Here is a 17,033-nt window from a genome sequence, read left to right on the forward strand (position 1 = left end):
TCAGCGACTATGCGTAAAATACAACTATTCTTAGCTTTTGTGCTGCTGCCAATGATGGCGGCAGCACAAACTGTGAAGTCACCCAACGGAAACGTCGCCCTGACCTTCACGCTTTCCGACAATGGCCGCCCCACCTACGAGATGACCTATAAAGGCCGGGCGGTGGTGAAACCTTCCCATCTCGGGCTCGAACTGGCTAAGGACAGGCACGCCAGCAAGGGCAAGGATGAAACCGACTTGATGGACGGATTCAAGATTACGGATACCCGTGTCTCCTCGTTTGACGAGACATGGAAGCCGGTATGGGGAGAGACGGCCACCATCCGCAACCACTACAACGAGCTGGAGGTGGATCTCAACCAGCCTTCCAGCGACCGCAACATCATCATCCGTTTCCGCGTCTACAACGACGGCATGGGGCTGCGCTACGAGTTTCCGCAGCAAAAGGCACTCAACTATTTCCTGATCAAGGAAGAGCACACGCAGTTTGCCATGGCCGGCGACCACACCGCCTGGTGGCTGCCGGGCGACTACGACACGCAGGAGCAGGAGACGCAGCAGAGCAAGCTCTCCGAGATCAGGGCGCGTTTCAACAAGGCCGTCAACTGGGACAATTCTTCCGTGGCGGTGTTTTCGCCCACCGGTGTGCAGACTTCTTTACAGATGAAGAGCAGCGACGGCCTCTACATCAACATCCATGAGGCTGCCTGTGTCAACTATGCCACCATGCACCTCAACCTCGACGACAAGAACATGGTGTTTGAGTCGTGGCTCACTCCCGATGCCACCGGCCTCAAGGGATGTATGCAGACACCCTGCACCACGCCTTGGCGCACGGTGATGGTGAGCGACGATGCCCGTGACATGCTTTCGAGCAACCTCATTCTCAATCTCAACGAGCCGTGCAAGATAGAGGACACGAGTTGGATTCACCCCACGAAGTATTGCGGCGTGTGGTGGGAGATGATCGTGGGCAAGAGCACTTGGAACTACACCGATGAATATCCCTCCGTCAAGCTCGACCTCATAGACTGGACCAAGGCAAAGCCCAACGGCCGCCATGCCGCCAACACAGCCAAGGTGAAGCAGTACATCGACTTTGCCGCGGCCAACGGTCTGCAGCAGGTGCTGGTGGAAGGATGGAACGTGGGTTGGGAAGACTGGGCCAATATGTGGAAGGCCGATGTCTTCGACTTTGTGACCCCCTATCCCGATTTCGACATCAAATACCTCAACGACTATGCCCATTCCAAGGGCGTGAAACTGATGATGCACCACGAGACGAGCTCCAGCGTGACCAACTATGAGCGCCATCTCCCGGCCGCTTTCGCCCTGATGAACAAATACGGCTACGATGCCGTGAAGGGCGGCTACGTGGGCGACATCATACCCCGGGGCGACCACCACTTCTCGCAGGCGATGAACGACCACTATCTCTACGTGGTGAAGGAAGCCGCCAAGCACCATGTCATGGTCAATGCCCACGAGGCCACGCGCCCCACCGGACTTTGCCGCACCTATCCCAACCTCATAGGCAACGAGAGTGCCCGCGGCACGGAGTATGAGGCTTTTGGCGGAAGTCGTCCCGACCACACCGTCGTGCTCCCCTTCACCCGTCTGCAGGGTGGCCCCATGGACTATACACCGGGCATCTTGGAAACCCAGTTGAAGACATGGAGCGACAATCCCAACTACGTGCACACCACACTTGTGGGGCAGCTGGCTCTCTACGTGACGATGTACAGTCCGTTGCAGATGGTGGCCGACCTGCCTGAAAACTATGCCAAGTATATGGATGCCTTCCAGTTTATCAAGGATGTGGCCTGCGACTGGGACGACTCCCGCTATCTTGAAGCCGAGCCCGGCGACTATATCACGGTGGCCCGCAAGGCCAAGGGCACCGACAACTGGTTCATCGGTGGCAAGTGCGACGAGAACGGGCACAAGTCGGTGGTGAAACTCGACTTCCTCGACAAGGGCAAGAAGTATGATTGCACGATCTATGCTGATGCCAAGGATGCCTCTTTTGACAAGAATCCCAAGTCCTACACCATCACCAAGAAGACCGTGAAGCGGGGCGATGTGCTCAAACTGGCCGAGGCTCCCGGCGGTGGCTTTGCAGTCTCGCTGATGGCCCGGTAGGCCGGACTCGTTTTCGTGCGGAGCCTTTGCACAGTCCGTGCAAGGGTGCTGCACCATCCGTGCAAAGGCTATGCACGGACTGTGCAAAGGCTCTGCACCTATCCGATGGCAGTCTGCCGGGATGATGGTTTCGCTTTTCTGCATTTCCGATAAGGGCACAGAACCGTTGTAATGGCTGTGTGACAGGAACTTCGTATGTCGGCAGAGCCGCTTTGTTTATTATCTTTTGACTTATCATCAATGAAACTGAAAACCTTTTTTATGACTGCGTTAGCAGCGTTGTCTTTCCAATCTTCCGTCCATGCCGGGGAGGCGTTCGACGAAATGACCTACACTCCCGAGCAGACAGTATTCAAGCTTAATGCCCCCGTCCGTCCGGTGCTCCGCCTTTACAATGCCGGAACGGGTGGAAAATTGGTTAAGACGGTCAAGCTCCGGCCTGCCGGAAAGAACCTTTGGGCCGCCACGGTCAAGGGCGATCTCAAGGGGCGTTTTTACACATTTGACATGGGTAGGGGGCAGACTCCCGGTGTCTTTGCCAAGGCTGTGGGCGTAAATGGCGCACGCGGAGCCGTGATAGACCTGGCTTCCACCAATCCCCAAGGGTGGGAAACCGACCGCCGACCGGCAACCAAGTCGCCTGCCGACCTTGTTGTCTATGAGATGCACCATCGCGATTTCTCCATCGATGCTTCCTCCGGATTGCAGCATAAAGGCAAGTTTCTGGCCCTGACCGAACCCGGAGCCATTGCTCATCTGAAGGAGTTGGGCGTCAATGCCATTCACATACTGCCCTCTTTCGATTATGCCTCCGTGGACGAGAGTCATCTCGAACGCCCCCAATACAACTGGGGCTATGACCCGCTCAACTACAACGTGCCCGAGGGCAGCTATTCCACCGACCCCTATACGCCTGCCGTGCGCATCCGCGAGTTCAAGCAGATGGTGCAGGCCTTGCACAAGGCCGGCATACGGGTGATTCTCGATGTGGTGTACAACCACACGTTTGATCTCAAAGGCAGCAATTTCGAGCGCACCTATCCCGGCTACTACTATCGCTACAAGGCCGACGGTACGCCCTCCGACGGTTCGGGCTGCGGCAACGAGACGGCATCGGAGCAACCCCTGATGCGGCGTTTCATGATCGAGTCTGTCAAGTATTGGATTAACGAATATCACATTGACGGGTTCCGCTTCGACCTCATGGGCATCCACGACATCGAGACCATGCGCCAAATACGTGCCGAGGTGAACAAGATAGATCCCACCATATTTATATATGGCGAGGGGTGGAGTGCCGGAACGTGTGCCTATCCGCAGGAGAAGTTGGCCATGAAAGCCAACATGAAGCAGTTGCCCGGCATCGCCGCTTTCTCCGACGAGATGCGTGATGCCCTCCGTGGCCCCTTCTCCGACGACAGCAAAGGCGGCTTTCTGGCACGCGTGCCCGGCACAGAAGAGAGTCTGAAGTTTGGCATCGTGGGCGGTGTGGCCCATCCGCAGGTGGACATGAGCAAGGTCAACTATTCCAAGGAAGTGTGGGCCAACGAGCCTACGCAGATGGTGGCCTACGTCAGTTGCCACGACGACATGTGCCTCACCGACCGGTTGAGGGCTTCCATTCCCGGCATTTCCACCGACGAACTGGTTCGCCTCGACCTCTTGGCACAGACTGCTGTGTTCACCTCACAGGGCGTGCCGTTCATCTTGTCGGGCGAAGAGATGCTGCGCGACAAGAAGGGCGTACACAACAGTTTCAACGCTCCCGACAGCATCAACCACCTCGATTGGAGCAATCTGAAGAAATATCCGCAGGTGTTTGACTACTACAAGGGCCTCATCCGGCTTCGCAAAGCGCATCCGGCTTTCCGTCTCGGCAAGGCCGGCTTGGTGCGCGACAATCTCCGTTTCCTTTCCGCGCCGGCCCACTGTGTGGCCTATTGCATCAGCAATCTCAATGTGCCCGGCGAGGAGTGGAACAACACCATCGTGATACTTAATGCCGGCAAGGAGACTGCCAAGGTCGCTGTCCCCGAGGGCAAATACACCATTGTGGCCAAGGAGGGAGTCATCATCCCCGAAGGTATGGGCGAAATGGAAGGGTCGGAGGCCTTCGTAGCCCCCCAGTCGGCCCTCATTATACATGACTAAAATATGAAAAAGACTATTCTGTTACTGGCTTTACTGTTAAGCATGATGACTATGGAAGCTGCTGTGAAAATAGACCGCATCGACCCTACAGACTGGTTTGTGGGCATGAAAGATGCTTCCTTGCAGCTTATGGTCTATGGCAAGGGCGTGCGCAATGCGGAAGTTTCCACCGACTATGCGGGGGTGCGCATTGACTCCCTCGTGCGTTTGGATTCTCCCAACTACCTGTTGGTGTATCTCAATCTGTCCGGGGCCAAGGCCGGAATAATGACGCTGAACTTCACAGAGGGCGGCAAGGTGACAAGAGTGAAATACAATCTCAAGGAGCGGGAGATGAGCGGAGACAAGCGCATGGGGTTTACCAATGCCGATGTGCTCTACATGCTCATGCCCGACCGCTTCGCGTCGAGTGCCGGACATCCCAAACAGATAAAGGGCATGAATGCCTATCGGGAAAACCGCAGCGCACCGAGTCTGCGTCACGGGGGCGATCTCGAAGGTATCCGCGAGCACCTTGACTATTTCAACGAACTGGGGGTGACGGCATTGTGGTTCACACCGGTGCTGGAAAACAACTCTCCCGACAGCGATAACGGCTACAGCGCCTATCATGGATATGCCACCACCGACTATTATCGGGTGGATCCGCGTTTCGGAACCAACCGGCAATATCGCCAACTCATAGATGAGGCGCACGCCAAGGGACTGAAAGTGGTGATGGACATGATATTCAACCACTGCGGATTTGAACATCCGTGGGTGGCTGACATGCCTGCCAAGGACTGGTTTAACACGCCCGAATGGCTTGGCGAAAAGACCGGGAACGGGCGAGACCCGATGACGGGGTTGGCCAAGACGGGTGCTGTCAACTCGCAATATTTGCAGACTTCCTATAAGCTCACGCCTGTGCTCGACCCCTACGCGTCGAAGGTGGATATGCGAGAGACGGTGGACGGATGGTTCGTTCCCAGTATGCCCGACCTCAACCAGCGCAATCCCCATGTGATGAAGTATCTCATCCAGAACAGCGAGTGGTGGATAGAGACGGTCGGCATTGACGGCATCCGCATGGACACTTATCCCTACGCCGACCGCGATGCGATGGCTCAATGGATGAAGGTGCTTGACACGGAATATCCCAACTTCAATACCGTGGGCGAAACTTGGGTCACGGAACCGGCCTATACGGCTGCTTGGCAGAAAGATTCCAAGCTCACCAACAAGAATTCTTACCTCAAAACGGTGATGGATTTCAGTTTCTTCGACAAGCTCAATAGGGCTAAGAATGAGGAGACCGATGGTTGGTGGAACGGTCTCAACCGCATCTATAACTCCCTTTGCTATGACTATCTCTATCCCAATCCGGCAAGTGTGATGGCTTTTGTCGAGAACCACGACACCGATCGCTTCCTCGGCAACGGCTGCGATACGTTGGCTTTGAAGCAGGCTTTGGCCATGCTGCTCACCATGAATCGCACGCCGCAGCTTTACTATGGCACGGAGATATTGATGAATGGCACCAAGGAAGTGACCGATGGCAACGTGCGCAAGGACTTCCCCGGTGGTTTTCCGGGCGATACCCGCAATGCTTTCACTGCCGAAGGACGTACTGAAGCCGAGAATGCGATGTTCAATTGGATGGCCCGTTTGCTTCACTGGAGGCAGGGAAACGACCTTGTGGTGAAAGGGAAGCAGACACAGTTTATCCCGTGGAAGGGTGTCTATGTCATTGCCCGACAGCATAACGGGAAGGCCTTAATGACCATTCTCAATGGCACTTCCAAGCCGGCAGAGCTTGAAGTGGCACGCTATGCCGAAATTTTGGGCGGCAAGAAGCAGGCTGTGGACATTATGACGGGCCGCAAGGTGGCCGTTGACAGGAACATCCATCTGAGTCCTCGCCAGACATTGATTGTCGAGTTGTAAGACAAACCGACCGCCGGTTGGCGGAAACGATATACGGCAAAGGCCCTCCGTTCATTTGCGAACGGAGGGCCTTTAGTCGTTATGGCCGTGCTTTCTGTGGGCCGTCGTACTCAGTAGAGCAGCAGCAAGCCTGCGAAAGCCGAGTAGGCTATCATGCGGATAGGGTTGATTTTGAAGAACTTGGTGCCCACGAAGCAGGCGGCAAAGAGCGACACGCTGATCCAAAAATGCCACGGATTCTCTTTGGGAGAAGAGAAGTTTTCGGCATTCATCAGGAGCAGGGTGGCCGCGGCGAGTAGTCCGACGACTGCCGGGCGCAGTCCGGCGAAAACGCTCTGTACAAGATCTGTGTGCATATACTTCATGAACATCTTGCTGATGAGGATCATCAGGATGAGCGACGGGAGGATGAGGGCAAACGTAGCCATGCCGGAACCCAATATGGCCATGCCGTTCCCGTAACCGGCATTGTGTACGGCTGTGTAGCCGCAATAAGTGGCCGAGTTGATACCGATGGGCCCGGGGGTCATCTGTGAGATGGCTATGACATTGGTAAATTCGCTCATCGTCATCCAGTGGAAACGTGTTACCACTTGTCCTTGTATGAGTGAAATCATGGCATAGCCGCCTCCGAAACCAAAGATGCCTATCTCGAAAAAAGTGATGAACAGGTGTAGAAATATCATACTTATCGGTTTGATGGTGGTGATGTCAGCCTTCCGGTTGCTTCGTCTCTTGCCTTTTGCATTTTACTCCGTGGGTTGGATGAACTTTCCATAGATGAAACCACCCAATCCGGCGGCAATGATTACATAAATGGGATTCACGTCGAGCAACCAGATGAGCAGGGCTCCGGCTATGGGAATCCAACAGTTGGACAAGGTGATGTGCGCGCTTTTGGCCAGATTGAAGGTGGGAACGGCGATGAGTGCTACCACGGCCGGACGGATGCCCCGGAACATGGCGGCCACAATCTTGTTGTCTTGAAACTGGTGGAAGAACATGGCAATGAGCAGGATGATGAGAAACGAGGGGAGGGCGGCACCGAGTGTGGTGCAGACGGCCCCCGGTGTTTTCTTCAACTTGTAGCCAATGAATGTGCTGATGTTCACGGCGAACACGCCGGGACAGCTCTGGGCAATGGCTATCAGGTTGAGAAACTCCTCCTTGTCCACCCATTTGTTCTTGTCCACCACGTCGGCTTCTATCAGCGGAATCATGGCGTAGCCGCCACCGAAAGTGACTACGCCTATTTTAAAGAACGTCTTGAAGAGTTCCCGGTAAATTCCACCCGGGGAGGAGGTGCTCCCGTCCATTCCCTCGTTGGGAATGGCAGGAGTACTTGCTGTCTGTTTGCCTGTCTCTTGTTCTCTGTCCATTTGGTCATCAGTTAGTGAATGTTCCGGGAGCGGTTTATCCACTTCCTCGCATTGACAAACGCCTCAATCCACGGCGTCACCTCATCGTTGCGGCGGTCGTTGGGATACCATGCGTTCTGCCATGGGAAGATGGCACGCTCCAAGTGGGGCATCATGGCCAAGTGTCGTCCGTCTTTAGAGCACAAGCCGGCCACGTTGTAGTCTGAGCCATTGGGGTTGCCGGGATATTCCGCATAATTGTATTTTGCAATCACATGGTAGTTGCTCTCCGGTTCCGGCAACGAGAATTTACCCTCGCCGTGGGCCACCCACAAACCGAGCTTGCTGCCACTGAGCGAACCGAACATCACACTGTCGTTTTGTGGGATAGCGAGCGAGAGGAATCCGCTTTCAAACTTGTGCGAGTCGTTGTGCAACATACGGGCCCGCTGCTTGTGTTCCGGGTTGATGAGGTTGAGCTCCACCATCAGTTGACAGCCATTGCAAATGCCCAATGAGAGCGTGTCCTCACGGGTATAGAACTTGTCGAGTGCCTCCTTGGCCTTCGGATTGAACAGGAATGCGCCCGCCCAACCTTTGGCACTGCCCAATACATCGGAATTGGAGAAGCCTCCGCAGAACACAATTAGGTTGATGTCTTCCAGCGTTTCGCGCCCGCTGATGAGATCGGTCATGGTGACATCTTTCACGTCAAAGCCTGCCAGATAGAGCGAGTAGGCCATTTCGCGCTCGCCGTTGGTTCCTTTCTCGCGGATGATGGCAGCCTTAATGCCCGACGGTTTGCGTCTGTCGGCCGAAATGCCGTAGGAGGCAAGCGTGCCTTTGAAGCCGACATTGAATTGCATCTCCACCGGTTGGTGCTTGTAGTTGGCAAAACGTTTCTCGGCACAGCCGTTGAAACTCTGTTTGCGATCGAGCAGATAGGAAGTCTTGTACCACGTGTCGCGCAACGCGTCGATGTCAAATTCATGACGCTCGTCGCCGTTTGTTACAACCAATTTGCGCTCTCCGGGCGTGGGATAGCCTATCTTGGCATAGCCGATGCCACGCTCCTCGAAGAAGTCCCGCAGCTCTTGCTTGTGCTCGTCGGACACCTCTATCACCACACCGGGATTTTCGGCGAAGAGCATTTTCACCATGTCGTGGCTTGCAAGGTCGTGCAAGTTGATTTTCATTCCGCCCTCCACGTTGCCGAAAGTCATTTCCAGCAGTGTGGTGATGAGTCCGCCGGCCGAAATGTCATGGCCGGCCAGAATCCATCCGCGGCCTATAAGCTCCTGCACGGCGTTGAAACAGTCGACGAAGTATTCCGGATTCTTCACCGTGGGCACGTCGTCGCCCACTCTGTTGAGACTTTGGGCGAAGGCCGAACCGCCCAGCCGCTGCTCGTCGAAACTGAAGTCGATGTGGTAGAGGCTGGCATTCTTATCGTTCACAAGCACGGGGCTCACGGTCTTTTTCACATCGTAGACCTCGCCGCCCGCGCTCACGATGACTGTTCCCGGAGAGATGATTTTCTCACCGTCGGGATATTGCTGCGAGAGCGAAAGCGAGTCTTTTCCCGTAGGCACATTCACGTGGATGGCGCAGCAGAAATCGCTCAGGGCATTCACGGCCTTGTAGAGGCGCGCGTCTTCGCCCTCCTGCGAACGGCAGGGCCACATCCAGTTGGCCGACAGACTCACATAGTCAAGCGGCTGCAAGGCCTTGTCGCCCTTGTCTCTGCCCAATGGTGCCCACACGAGATTGGTGAGTGCTTCGGCTACGGAGAGTACCGAACCGGCCTCCGGGTCGGCCAGCCCGGCCTGTGGAGCATGGCCGATGGCGGTGGCTATGCCCGCCTTGCCGCGATAGTCGAGTGCCACCACACCGCAATCGGAGAGTGGCAGCTGTATCTGTCCCTGCGTCTGTTGGCGGGCTATCTTGCCCGTCACCGAACGGTCTACCTTGTTTGTCAGCCAGTCTTTGCAGGCCACAGCCTCCAGTTGCAGCACATTGGTCAGATATTCATCGAGCTTGTCTTGCGTGTAGCTCACGTTTTCGTAGTGCCGTTCCACCGTGCGGTCGGTCATCACCGTCTTGGGCGAGTGGCCGAACATCTGCGCAACATCCAGGTCGAACGGCTTCACGCCGTCGGCCTGGACGAAGGAGAAGTGGGCGTCGCCAGTGGTTTCACCGACAACGTACATAGGGGCACGCTCCCGCTCGGCAATCGCCTTTACATGGTCGAGATGTTTCTCATCTATCAGTAAGCCCATGCGCTCCTGACTCTCGTTGGCTATGATTTCCTTCGCGGAGAGCGTTTGGTCGCCTATCGGCAACTTTGTCATATCTATCTCGCCGCCACACTCTTCCACCAGCTCACTCAAACAGTTCAAGTGGCCGGCAGAGCCGTGGTCGTGGATACTCACTACGGGGTTGTTGTCTTCTTCCACCAGTGCGCGCACCAGATTATAGGCGCGCTTCTGCATCTCGGGATTGGCCCGCTGCACGGCGTTCAGTTCGATGCCGTTGCTGTAACGTCCCGTATCTACGGAACTCACCGAACCGCCTCCCAGACCGATGCGGTAGTTGTCGCCACCTACGACCACCACCTTGTTGCCCGGTTGCGGCTCTTTCTTCAGGCAGTCGCGCTTCTTGCCGTAGCCCACGCCGCCGGCGAGCATGATCACCTTGTCGTAGGCATACTTCTCACCGTTTTCCTGCTGCTCAAACGTGAGCACCGATCCACAAATGAGCGGTTGGCCGAACTTGTTGCCGAAGTCGCTGGCCCCGTTGGAAGCCTTGATGAGAATCTGCTCGGGTGTCTGGTAGAGCCACCGGCGCACGGGCAGAATGTTCTCCCAAGCCCGTCCGGTGTCGTGGGTCGTCATCTTCGGCCCCTGCTCGCCTTCTTGCAAACGGGGGTAGGCCGTCATGTAGACAGCTGTTCCGGCAATGGGCCACGAGCCCGTGCCGCCGCCCATGCGGTCGCGTATCTCTCCTCCCGTGCCCGTGGCGGCGCCATTGAAAGGCTCCACAGTGGTGGGAAAGTTGTGGGTCTCGGCCTTGAGCGAAATCACGCTCTCGATATCCGTAGGCCGGAAGTAGTCGCTTGTGCTCTGGTCGGCAGGGGCAAACTGCTCGATGACAGGCCCTTGCGCGAAAGCCACATTGTCTTTGTACGCGGAAAGTATCTGGCCGGGATTCTCCGCGGTGGTCTTCTTGATCATGGCAAAGAGCGAACTCTCCATCTCCTTACCGTCGATGACGAATGTGCCGCCGAATATCTTGTGGCGGCAGTGCTCGGAGTTGATTTGGGCAAAACCGAATATCTCGGAGTCGGTGAGTGGCCGCCCGTTCTCTTTTTCTATCTTGTGCAGATACTCCATTTCCTCGGGCGACAGTGCCAGTCCCTCCTGCTCGTTGTAGGCTTCGAGGTCTTCCACGTGCCTGATGGGCTCCGGACTGTGCTTCACCGTGAATATCTGCTGGTCGAGCCCGTTGTACATGCGTTGCAGCATCGGGTCGTGGTCGGCCTCTTCCGAGCTCACGGGGAAGTATTCCTCTATACGCGAAATGCCGTTAAGACTCATGTTTTGAGTGATCTCAACGGCATTTGTGCTCCAAGGAGTAATCATTTCGCGACGCGGCCCCACAAAGAAGCCTTCCAGCTTTTCGCCTTCTTCTACAGTCGCATCGCCATAGAGCCAGCAAAGTTCGTTGATTTCGTCCCGGTTGGGTTGGTGGTCGATCTCAGTCGCAATCACGTTTTTGGATGGAGTTCTGAAAAAGAGAATCATACTTTTTTAAATTTATGATGGTGATAAGTTTCCGTTTGCAAATTTAGATAAAATCGCCGTAATATTTGCAGGAAATGGGGAGATTTACGCAAAAAGGACGGATAATTTGTTTTTCCGGCGAATATTTGGATTTTCCAAACGTCCTTAATCTGCTTCATCCGCCGTAGCTTGTTTCGTCATTGAATACGTTTTGCTTGCCGCTTCAATCCGGATGATTCTGCCGAGTGGCGGCCGTGACGGTTGTGCGAGGCCCTCGCACCATCCGTGCATGGCTGTTGCACCATCCGTGCAAAGGCTCCGCACGAGGCGTGCAACGGCCATGCACCAATGCGGTTTTGTCGGTTTGTGAGGGCTTGTCGGCGTAAAATATAGGCTAACTGTTGATTATTGGCTTATTTCTTTGTACTTTTGCACTCTAAAGCTAAAGGACAATGAAAAATCCATTGAAGATATTTCACATTCGGCGCGAGGAGCGGTGGCCGGCATTGGCGGCGCTGCTCTATGTGGCGACGCTCAATGCGCTTGTGGTGGGGAAGTATTTCGACAAGTTCACGCAGTTGTCGGACAACTACCACAAGCTCTTTGTCGACAACTTCGCCATATCGGGTTTCGACCCGCTCACCTATGCCATCGTGTCGCATTGGGACACGGAATACAATGTCTACCGGCACCCGTTGTTGGCCTTTTTCATGTACATTCCCAATCAGATTAACCAAGGGCTGATGATGCTCACGGGGATGAACTGTGCGCAGCTGGTGGTGGCCGTCCTGTTGGTGGCGTGCTCTTTCTATGCGTTTGTGCTGCTTTTCCGCATATTCCGTGAGGTGATCGAATTGCCCCGGGGAGATGCTGCCCTGTTGGCCGGACTGACTTTCACGTTCGGCTATGTGATGGTGTCGGTGTGTGTGCCCGACCATTTTGCGCTCTCCATGTTCATGCTCGTGCTCACACTCTATGTGGCAGGCCGGAAAATGAAGAGCGGACAGCCGCTCACGGTGTGGCAAACCGTCGGTCTCTTTGTGCTCACGGCCGGCATCTCCCTCAACAACGGCATCAAAGTGTTGTTGGCCAATCTCTTCGTCAACGGGCGGCGGTTTTGGCGGCCGGCCAATCTCCTGTTGGCCGTTGTGTTGCCTTCAGCCCTCCTGTGGGGAGTGGCTCGGTTGGAGTGGCAGGTGTTTGAATATCCCAAAGCCCATGCCCGGCAGGTGGCCAGAGCGGAAAAGGCGGAGCAGAACAGGTTGCGGGTGTATGCGCAGTTTAAGGACACGACTTCGCTCACCGACTCGACAGCGGTGGCGGCAGCCGTGAAGAAAATACTCAAGCGACAGGCCTACGAGAAATATGTGAGCGACCATAAGAAGCCCTGGAACCAACACGCGGGCAAGCCGATGGCCAAAGGGGAGTTTTCGCAGTGGACAGACATCAGCACGCCCCGGTGGGGCACGCTGGTGGAAAACTGGTTTGGAGAGTCTGTGCAGTTGCATCAAGACCATCTGTTGGAAGACACCTTGCGCTCACGGCCGGTGGTGGTGGCTTATCGCTCGGCGGTGAACTATGTGGTTGAGGCCCTGCTCGTCGTGCTCTTTGCCGCCGGTGTGTGGGCCGGCCGGCGCAACCGTTTCCTCTGGTTGGTCATGTCGTTTTTCGCTTTCGACGTGTTCATCCACATTGTCTTGGGCTTCGGCATCAACGAAGTCTACATCATGGGTGCCCACTGGCTGTTTGTGATGCCGCTGGCCATAGGCTTCCTGATGAAGCGGATGGGCGGCATGGCCCGTTTGGGCTTGAGAGTGGTGATGGCGACTGTGGCCCTTTGGCTGTTGGCATACAACGGATGTCTGTTTGCAGAATACTTGTTAGGCGCATGAAAAATATATTCAGACTCAGCAGAGAAGAGCGGTTGCCCGCCCTTGTGGCCCTTGTGGTGTTTGTGGCATTGAACGTGCTGATGACCCGATACAACCCCGAACTCTTCATGCGGGGCGGTCGTGTGGGCTTTTGGAGCATCTTCTGGGGGCATTTCCATGTCTCCGGATTTGATTCTTTCACGTATATGACCTTGTCGAAATGGACGGTCTATTACACCCAATTCCGTCATCCGCTGCTTCCCTTTTTCTGGTATCCCTTTGCCGAAGCCAACGGATGGCTGATGAGGGAGACGGAAGTGAACTATGCCATCTACTTTGTGGCCGTGGCGATGGTTGTGTTTGCCTTCTATTCATTCGTTTTCCTCTATCGGGTGTTCCGCGAAGTGATGGAACTGGGGCGGGCAGATGCCTGTCTGCTCTCGTCACTCTTCTTCTCTTTTGCCTACATCATGCTTTCGGTGATGGTGCCCGACCACTTCGGCATCTCCCTCTTCTTCCTGACCATGACGCTTTATGTGGCAGGGTGCAGGCTGAAAGCGGGGCAGGCGATGCCTTGGTGGCAGACTGCGCTGCTCTTTGTGCTCACGGCGGGAGTGACCATCAGCAATGGGGCGAAAGTGTTTCTCGTGGCCTTGTTTGCCAACGGTAAGGCCTTCTTCCGCTTGCGCCATCTGCTCTTGGCTGTCGTGGTGCCGGCAGCGGTGATAGGTGCCGTGGCGGTGTGGCAGAACGAGGCATTCATCAAGCCCCACGTGGCTGAAGGGCTGCGCATACAGCAAGCCAATGAGCAAAAAAACAGGAAGGTGGCTGAGCAGAACAAGAGATATGTTGACCGAATCGCCGAGGTGCAGGGTGAGAAGGTGGACAAGAAAGGCGTGTTGAGCTGGACCGACATGTCGGTGTCGCGCCCCCGCTCGGTGGTGGACAACCTTTTCGGGGAGTCGTTGCAGTTGCATGAAGACCATTTGCTGGAGGACATTTATGTCAGCCGCCCCTTGTTTGTGCCTTATCGGTGGGCTTTCAACGACGCTGTGGAACTACTGCTCGTATTGCTTTTCGCCGCAGGACTGTGGGCCGGAAGGCACTCCAAGTTTCTGTGGATGGTGGCCGCTTGGGTTGCGTTGGACATGTTTATCCATTTGGGGCTTGGATTCGGACTCAACGAAGTCTACATCATGACGGCCCACTGGGCTTTCATCATCCCCATAGCCATAGGATTTCTGTTGAAGGCGGTGCCTGAAAAGTGGCTCTTTCCGCTCCGTTCGCTGCTTCTGTTCCTGGCCCTTTTCCTCTTTTTCTACAACGGTAAACTTATTTATCAATATATTATTCATTGACATGATGAACGAGACAGTTTCCATTCTTGTGCCCGTTTATGGGGTTGAAACATATATCGCCGCCTGCGCGGAGTCCCTGTTCAGCCAGTCGTATGGCAGCGTAGAGTACATCTTCGTGGACGATTGTACGCCCGACAGAAGCATCGAGGTGATGCGGGAAGTGCTGGCGCACTATCCCGGGCGGGAGAATCAGGTGCGCGTCATACGCCACGAGCACAACCGCGGACTTGGGGCGGCGCGGGCAACGGCCTTCGATGCAGCCACAGGAGAGTACTTCATGCACGTGGATAGCGACGACAAACTGGCCCCCGGTGCGGTGGAGGTGCTTGTAGAGAAGATGAAGGAGAGTGGGGCCGACATTGTGGACGGAGGATTTGCCGACATGAACGGCGGCGAGATAGTCCGCACGGTGCATCCCGTGCCTTTGTCGGACAGGAAATATCTGCGTAAGATGCTCTGTCAGAAGGCCATCCCCCACAATGTCTGGGGACGCCTTTACAGTCGGTCGTTTGTCCTCGAACATCACATCTTTTCGGTGGAGGGGATAGACTATGCCGAAGACTTTGCGCTGACACCGCGGCTGTTGCTTTTTGCCAAAAGGGCTTGCGTAGACCAAACGGTCTACTATTACAGCATCGACAACACCTCTTCTTATACGCATCGGTTGTCGGAAAAGAACATGCTTTCCTACTTGAGAGCATATAAGTTGGTCATGGATTTCTTTGAAGCCGAACCGGAAGGGCGTCGGTATCGCAAAGCTTTGGACATCGGGATGGTCAAAGCCTATAAGGAAGCGGTGCTGAATGGCATTTCCGTGCAGCAGTTAGACAAGATGTTCCCCTATCGCCTCCATAGCTTCCTGCCCCGTTTGTGTGTTGAGATGATGCGTCGGGGATACGCCATGAGGTGGGTCAACACGATATTCCGCCCGATGCGCCGGTTGCACATTTGGCTGTCCTAAATCTGTTTTTTCTTTTTCCGGACAAAGGCCAGACATTCGTCAAGCATCTTCACTTTGCAGATTTTCATGATGCCAACGTACAGGCAGCCGGCAATGAGCACCCTGACTGAGAGTAGCAGATAGAGGTTTTCGATGCCGCGGGTGATGAAGTAGGTGGCTGTCATGGTAGCTGCGGCTGCAAACATGAAGGGAAGTATGTCTTTCAATGCATCCCAAAATCGCAGTCCGATAATCTTTCGGGTGAACGTGTGCCACACCGACAGCCATGCAATGGTGAACGTGCTGTAGGCCGCAACCATGACGATCATGCCGTAGCGGTGGAACAGAAGAATGAGAATTATGAGCAAAATGATTTGCGAAATGTTGCACCACAGGTAGATGTCCGACCGCCCGTTGCTGATGGCAAGGTTCTGATAGAGGGTGTAAAAAGGCACGAAGGCTCCGCTGATACTGAGTATCTGCAACAGTGGCACACTGTCGAGCCACTTCTCGTGTATCGTGACGAGGATAAACTCGTGGGCCACAAGCGTCAGGCCGAACATGAGCGGGAAAGAGAGAAAGGCCGTGAAGCGGAGCATCTTTCTGAAGACGCCGGTCTCCCGCCCCTTATCTTCGTTGACCGAGGCGAGCACCGGCTGCGCTATTTGGCCTATGGTGCCGGAGACAAAGGAGTTGGCTTTCGTGTCCCAGTTGTAGGCCTGCGAGTAGTTTCCCACCTCTCTGATGGGGAACAGATGGCCGAAGATGAATGTAAGGATGTTGTTGCTGACGGTGTTGATGATGTTGGGCACGAGCAGTTTCACACTGAATCCGAACATCGTTTTCACCGGGCCGAAGTCTATGTGCAGACTCGGCCGCCAGCCGGTGTAGTGGTATCGGCCGATGTTCAGCACGGTGATGTAGGCTATCTGTTGCCAGGCCAAGCTCCAATAGGCTTGTCCGTTGTAGGCCAGTGTGACACCGATGATGCCCGAAGCCACTAAAGCCACAAAGCCCGCAATGGCTATTTCCTTGTTCATCATGTTCTTGAGCATGTAGGCATTCTGCACAATGCCGAGCGAGGAGATGACAAAACTCAGAAAGACGAAGCGGGACAACTCCGTGAGACAAGGCTGGTGGAAGAATGAAGCTATCAGTGGGGCGCAGAAAAACAACACTGTGTAGATGCTGAGACTGGCTATGACATTGAACCAAAAAACGGAGTTGTAGTCGTTGTCGGTGGGATGTTTCAGATTGACGAGCGCTTGGGTGAATCCGCTGCTTTGCAGGTTGCCCGCTATGAGCGTGAATATCGTGAGTACGCCTATGATGCCATAGTCGGACAATGACAACAGTCTGGCAAGGATGATACCGATGATGATGTTCAGTATTTGGGTCGTGCCGTTGTTCATGGCTCCCCAAAACAATCCCTTGGCCGTTTTGTCTTTTAGCGTTTCTGTCATTAAAATGTATTTATCGTGCAAAAATAGCACTATTTGTTTGAA

The 17,033-nt window shown here is 54.9% G+C and carries 10 protein-coding genes; 6 read left to right on the top strand and 4 right to left on the bottom strand.

Annotated features, from left to right (window positions below):
- Positions 1-9 precede the first annotated feature (9 nt).
- The 3 genes from HMPREF6485_RS04590 to HMPREF6485_RS04600 all read left to right on the top strand — a co-directional run bounded on the left by HMPREF6485_RS04590 (position 10) and on the right by HMPREF6485_RS04600 (position 6,219).
- Positions 10-2,142 carry a glycoside hydrolase family 97 protein gene (locus HMPREF6485_RS04590; RefSeq protein ID WP_004345019.1) on the top strand — a complete coding sequence of 711 codons (2,133 nt, stop codon included), beginning with the start codon at positions 10-12 and terminating at the stop codon, positions 2,140-2,142.
- Between the two features lie 240 nt (positions 2,143-2,382).
- On the top strand, positions 2,383-4,293 hold the full coding sequence (gene pulA, locus HMPREF6485_RS04595; protein WP_044125832.1) for a type I pullulanase: 1,911 nt from the start codon (positions 2,383-2,385) through the stop codon (positions 4,291-4,293).
- A 3-nt stretch (positions 4,294-4,296) separates the two neighbouring features.
- Positions 4,297-6,219, top strand: coding sequence for a glycoside hydrolase family 13 protein (locus tag HMPREF6485_RS04600; protein ID WP_004345022.1), 1,923 nt, complete (start codon positions 4,297-4,299; stop codon positions 6,217-6,219).
- Between the two features lie 110 nt (positions 6,220-6,329).
- Here the strand turns inward: HMPREF6485_RS04600 and HMPREF6485_RS04605 are convergent, their stop codons facing one another.
- From HMPREF6485_RS04605 to purL, 3 genes are all read right to left on the bottom strand, one after another.
- Positions 6,330-6,905, bottom strand: coding sequence for a chromate transporter (locus HMPREF6485_RS04605; RefSeq protein WP_004341158.1), 576 nt, complete (start codon positions 6,903-6,905; stop codon positions 6,330-6,332).
- A 63-nt stretch (positions 6,906-6,968) separates the two neighbouring features.
- Complete coding sequence (locus HMPREF6485_RS04610) at positions 6,969-7,535, bottom strand: chromate transporter (RefSeq protein ID WP_036926679.1); 567 nt, start codon at positions 7,533-7,535, stop codon at positions 6,969-6,971.
- A gap of 74 nt (positions 7,536-7,609) precedes the next feature.
- Positions 7,610-11,380, bottom strand: a complete 3,771-nt coding sequence (gene purL, locus HMPREF6485_RS04615; protein WP_004345024.1) for a phosphoribosylformylglycinamidine synthase — start codon at positions 11,378-11,380, stop codon at positions 7,610-7,612.
- Positions 11,381-11,811: 431 nt separating this feature from the next.
- On the opposite strand from purL, the gene HMPREF6485_RS04620 reads away from it, so the two are divergent.
- From HMPREF6485_RS04620 to HMPREF6485_RS04630, 3 genes are read left to right on the top strand one after another with little or no spacing between them, the layout of a single operon-like run.
- A complete protein-coding gene (locus HMPREF6485_RS04620) occupies positions 11,812-13,251 on the top strand; it encodes a DUF6080 domain-containing protein (protein WP_004345028.1) in 1,440 nt (479 codons plus the stop codon).
- Positions 13,248-14,588 carry a DUF6080 domain-containing protein gene (locus HMPREF6485_RS04625; protein WP_004345029.1) on the top strand — a complete coding sequence of 447 codons (1,341 nt, stop codon included), beginning with the start codon at positions 13,248-13,250 and terminating at the stop codon, positions 14,586-14,588. The genes HMPREF6485_RS04620 and HMPREF6485_RS04625 overlap by 4 nt, the downstream gene beginning before the upstream one ends.
- Before the next feature lies 1 nt (position 14,589).
- Entirely contained in the window at positions 14,590-15,549 is a 960-nt protein-coding gene (locus tag HMPREF6485_RS04630) for a glycosyltransferase family 2 protein (protein WP_004345030.1), read from the top strand.
- Here HMPREF6485_RS04630 and HMPREF6485_RS04635 read toward each other — a convergent pair.
- Positions 15,546-16,991 (bottom strand): lipopolysaccharide biosynthesis protein, encoded by a 1,446-nt coding sequence (locus tag HMPREF6485_RS04635; protein WP_044125835.1) that lies wholly within the window; start codon positions 16,989-16,991, stop codon positions 15,546-15,548. The genes HMPREF6485_RS04630 and HMPREF6485_RS04635 overlap by 4 nt on opposite strands.
- Positions 16,992-17,033 lie beyond the last annotated feature (42 nt).

Origin of the sequence: Segatella buccae ATCC 33574 (genome assembly GCF_000184945.1) — a bacterium.
Classification (GTDB): Bacteria; Bacteroidota; Bacteroidia; order Bacteroidales; family Bacteroidaceae; genus Prevotella; species Prevotella buccae.

What these genes read in the sequence shown, in the direction of transcription:
- HMPREF6485_RS04590 (WP_004345019.1), top strand. Translation starts at nt 10, where the DNA reads ATGCGTAAAATACAACTATTCTTAGCTTTTGTGCTGCTGCCAATGATG.
- pulA (WP_044125832.1), top strand. Translation starts at nt 2,383, where the DNA reads ATGAAACTGAAAACCTTTTTTATGACTGCGTTAGCAGCGTTGTCTTTC.
- HMPREF6485_RS04600 (WP_004345022.1), top strand. Translation starts at nt 4,297, where the DNA reads ATGAAAAAGACTATTCTGTTACTGGCTTTACTGTTAAGCATGATGACT.
- HMPREF6485_RS04605 (WP_004341158.1), bottom strand. Translation starts at nt 6,905, where the DNA reads ATGATATTTCTACACCTGTTCATCACTTTTTTCGAGATAGGCATCTTT.
- HMPREF6485_RS04610 (WP_036926679.1), bottom strand. Translation starts at nt 7,535, where the DNA reads ATGGACGGGAGCACCTCCTCCCCGGGTGGAATTTACCGGGAACTCTTC.
- purL (WP_004345024.1), bottom strand. Translation starts at nt 11,380, where the DNA reads ATGATTCTCTTTTTCAGAACTCCATCCAAAAACGTGATTGCGACTGAG.
- HMPREF6485_RS04620 (WP_004345028.1), top strand. Translation starts at nt 11,812, where the DNA reads ATGAAAAATCCATTGAAGATATTTCACATTCGGCGCGAGGAGCGGTGG.
- HMPREF6485_RS04625 (WP_004345029.1), top strand. Translation starts at nt 13,248, where the DNA reads ATGAAAAATATATTCAGACTCAGCAGAGAAGAGCGGTTGCCCGCCCTT.
- HMPREF6485_RS04630 (WP_004345030.1), top strand. Translation starts at nt 14,590, where the DNA reads ATGATGAACGAGACAGTTTCCATTCTTGTGCCCGTTTATGGGGTTGAA.
- HMPREF6485_RS04635 (WP_044125835.1), bottom strand. Translation starts at nt 16,991, where the DNA reads ATGACAGAAACGCTAAAAGACAAAACGGCCAAGGGATTGTTTTGGGGA.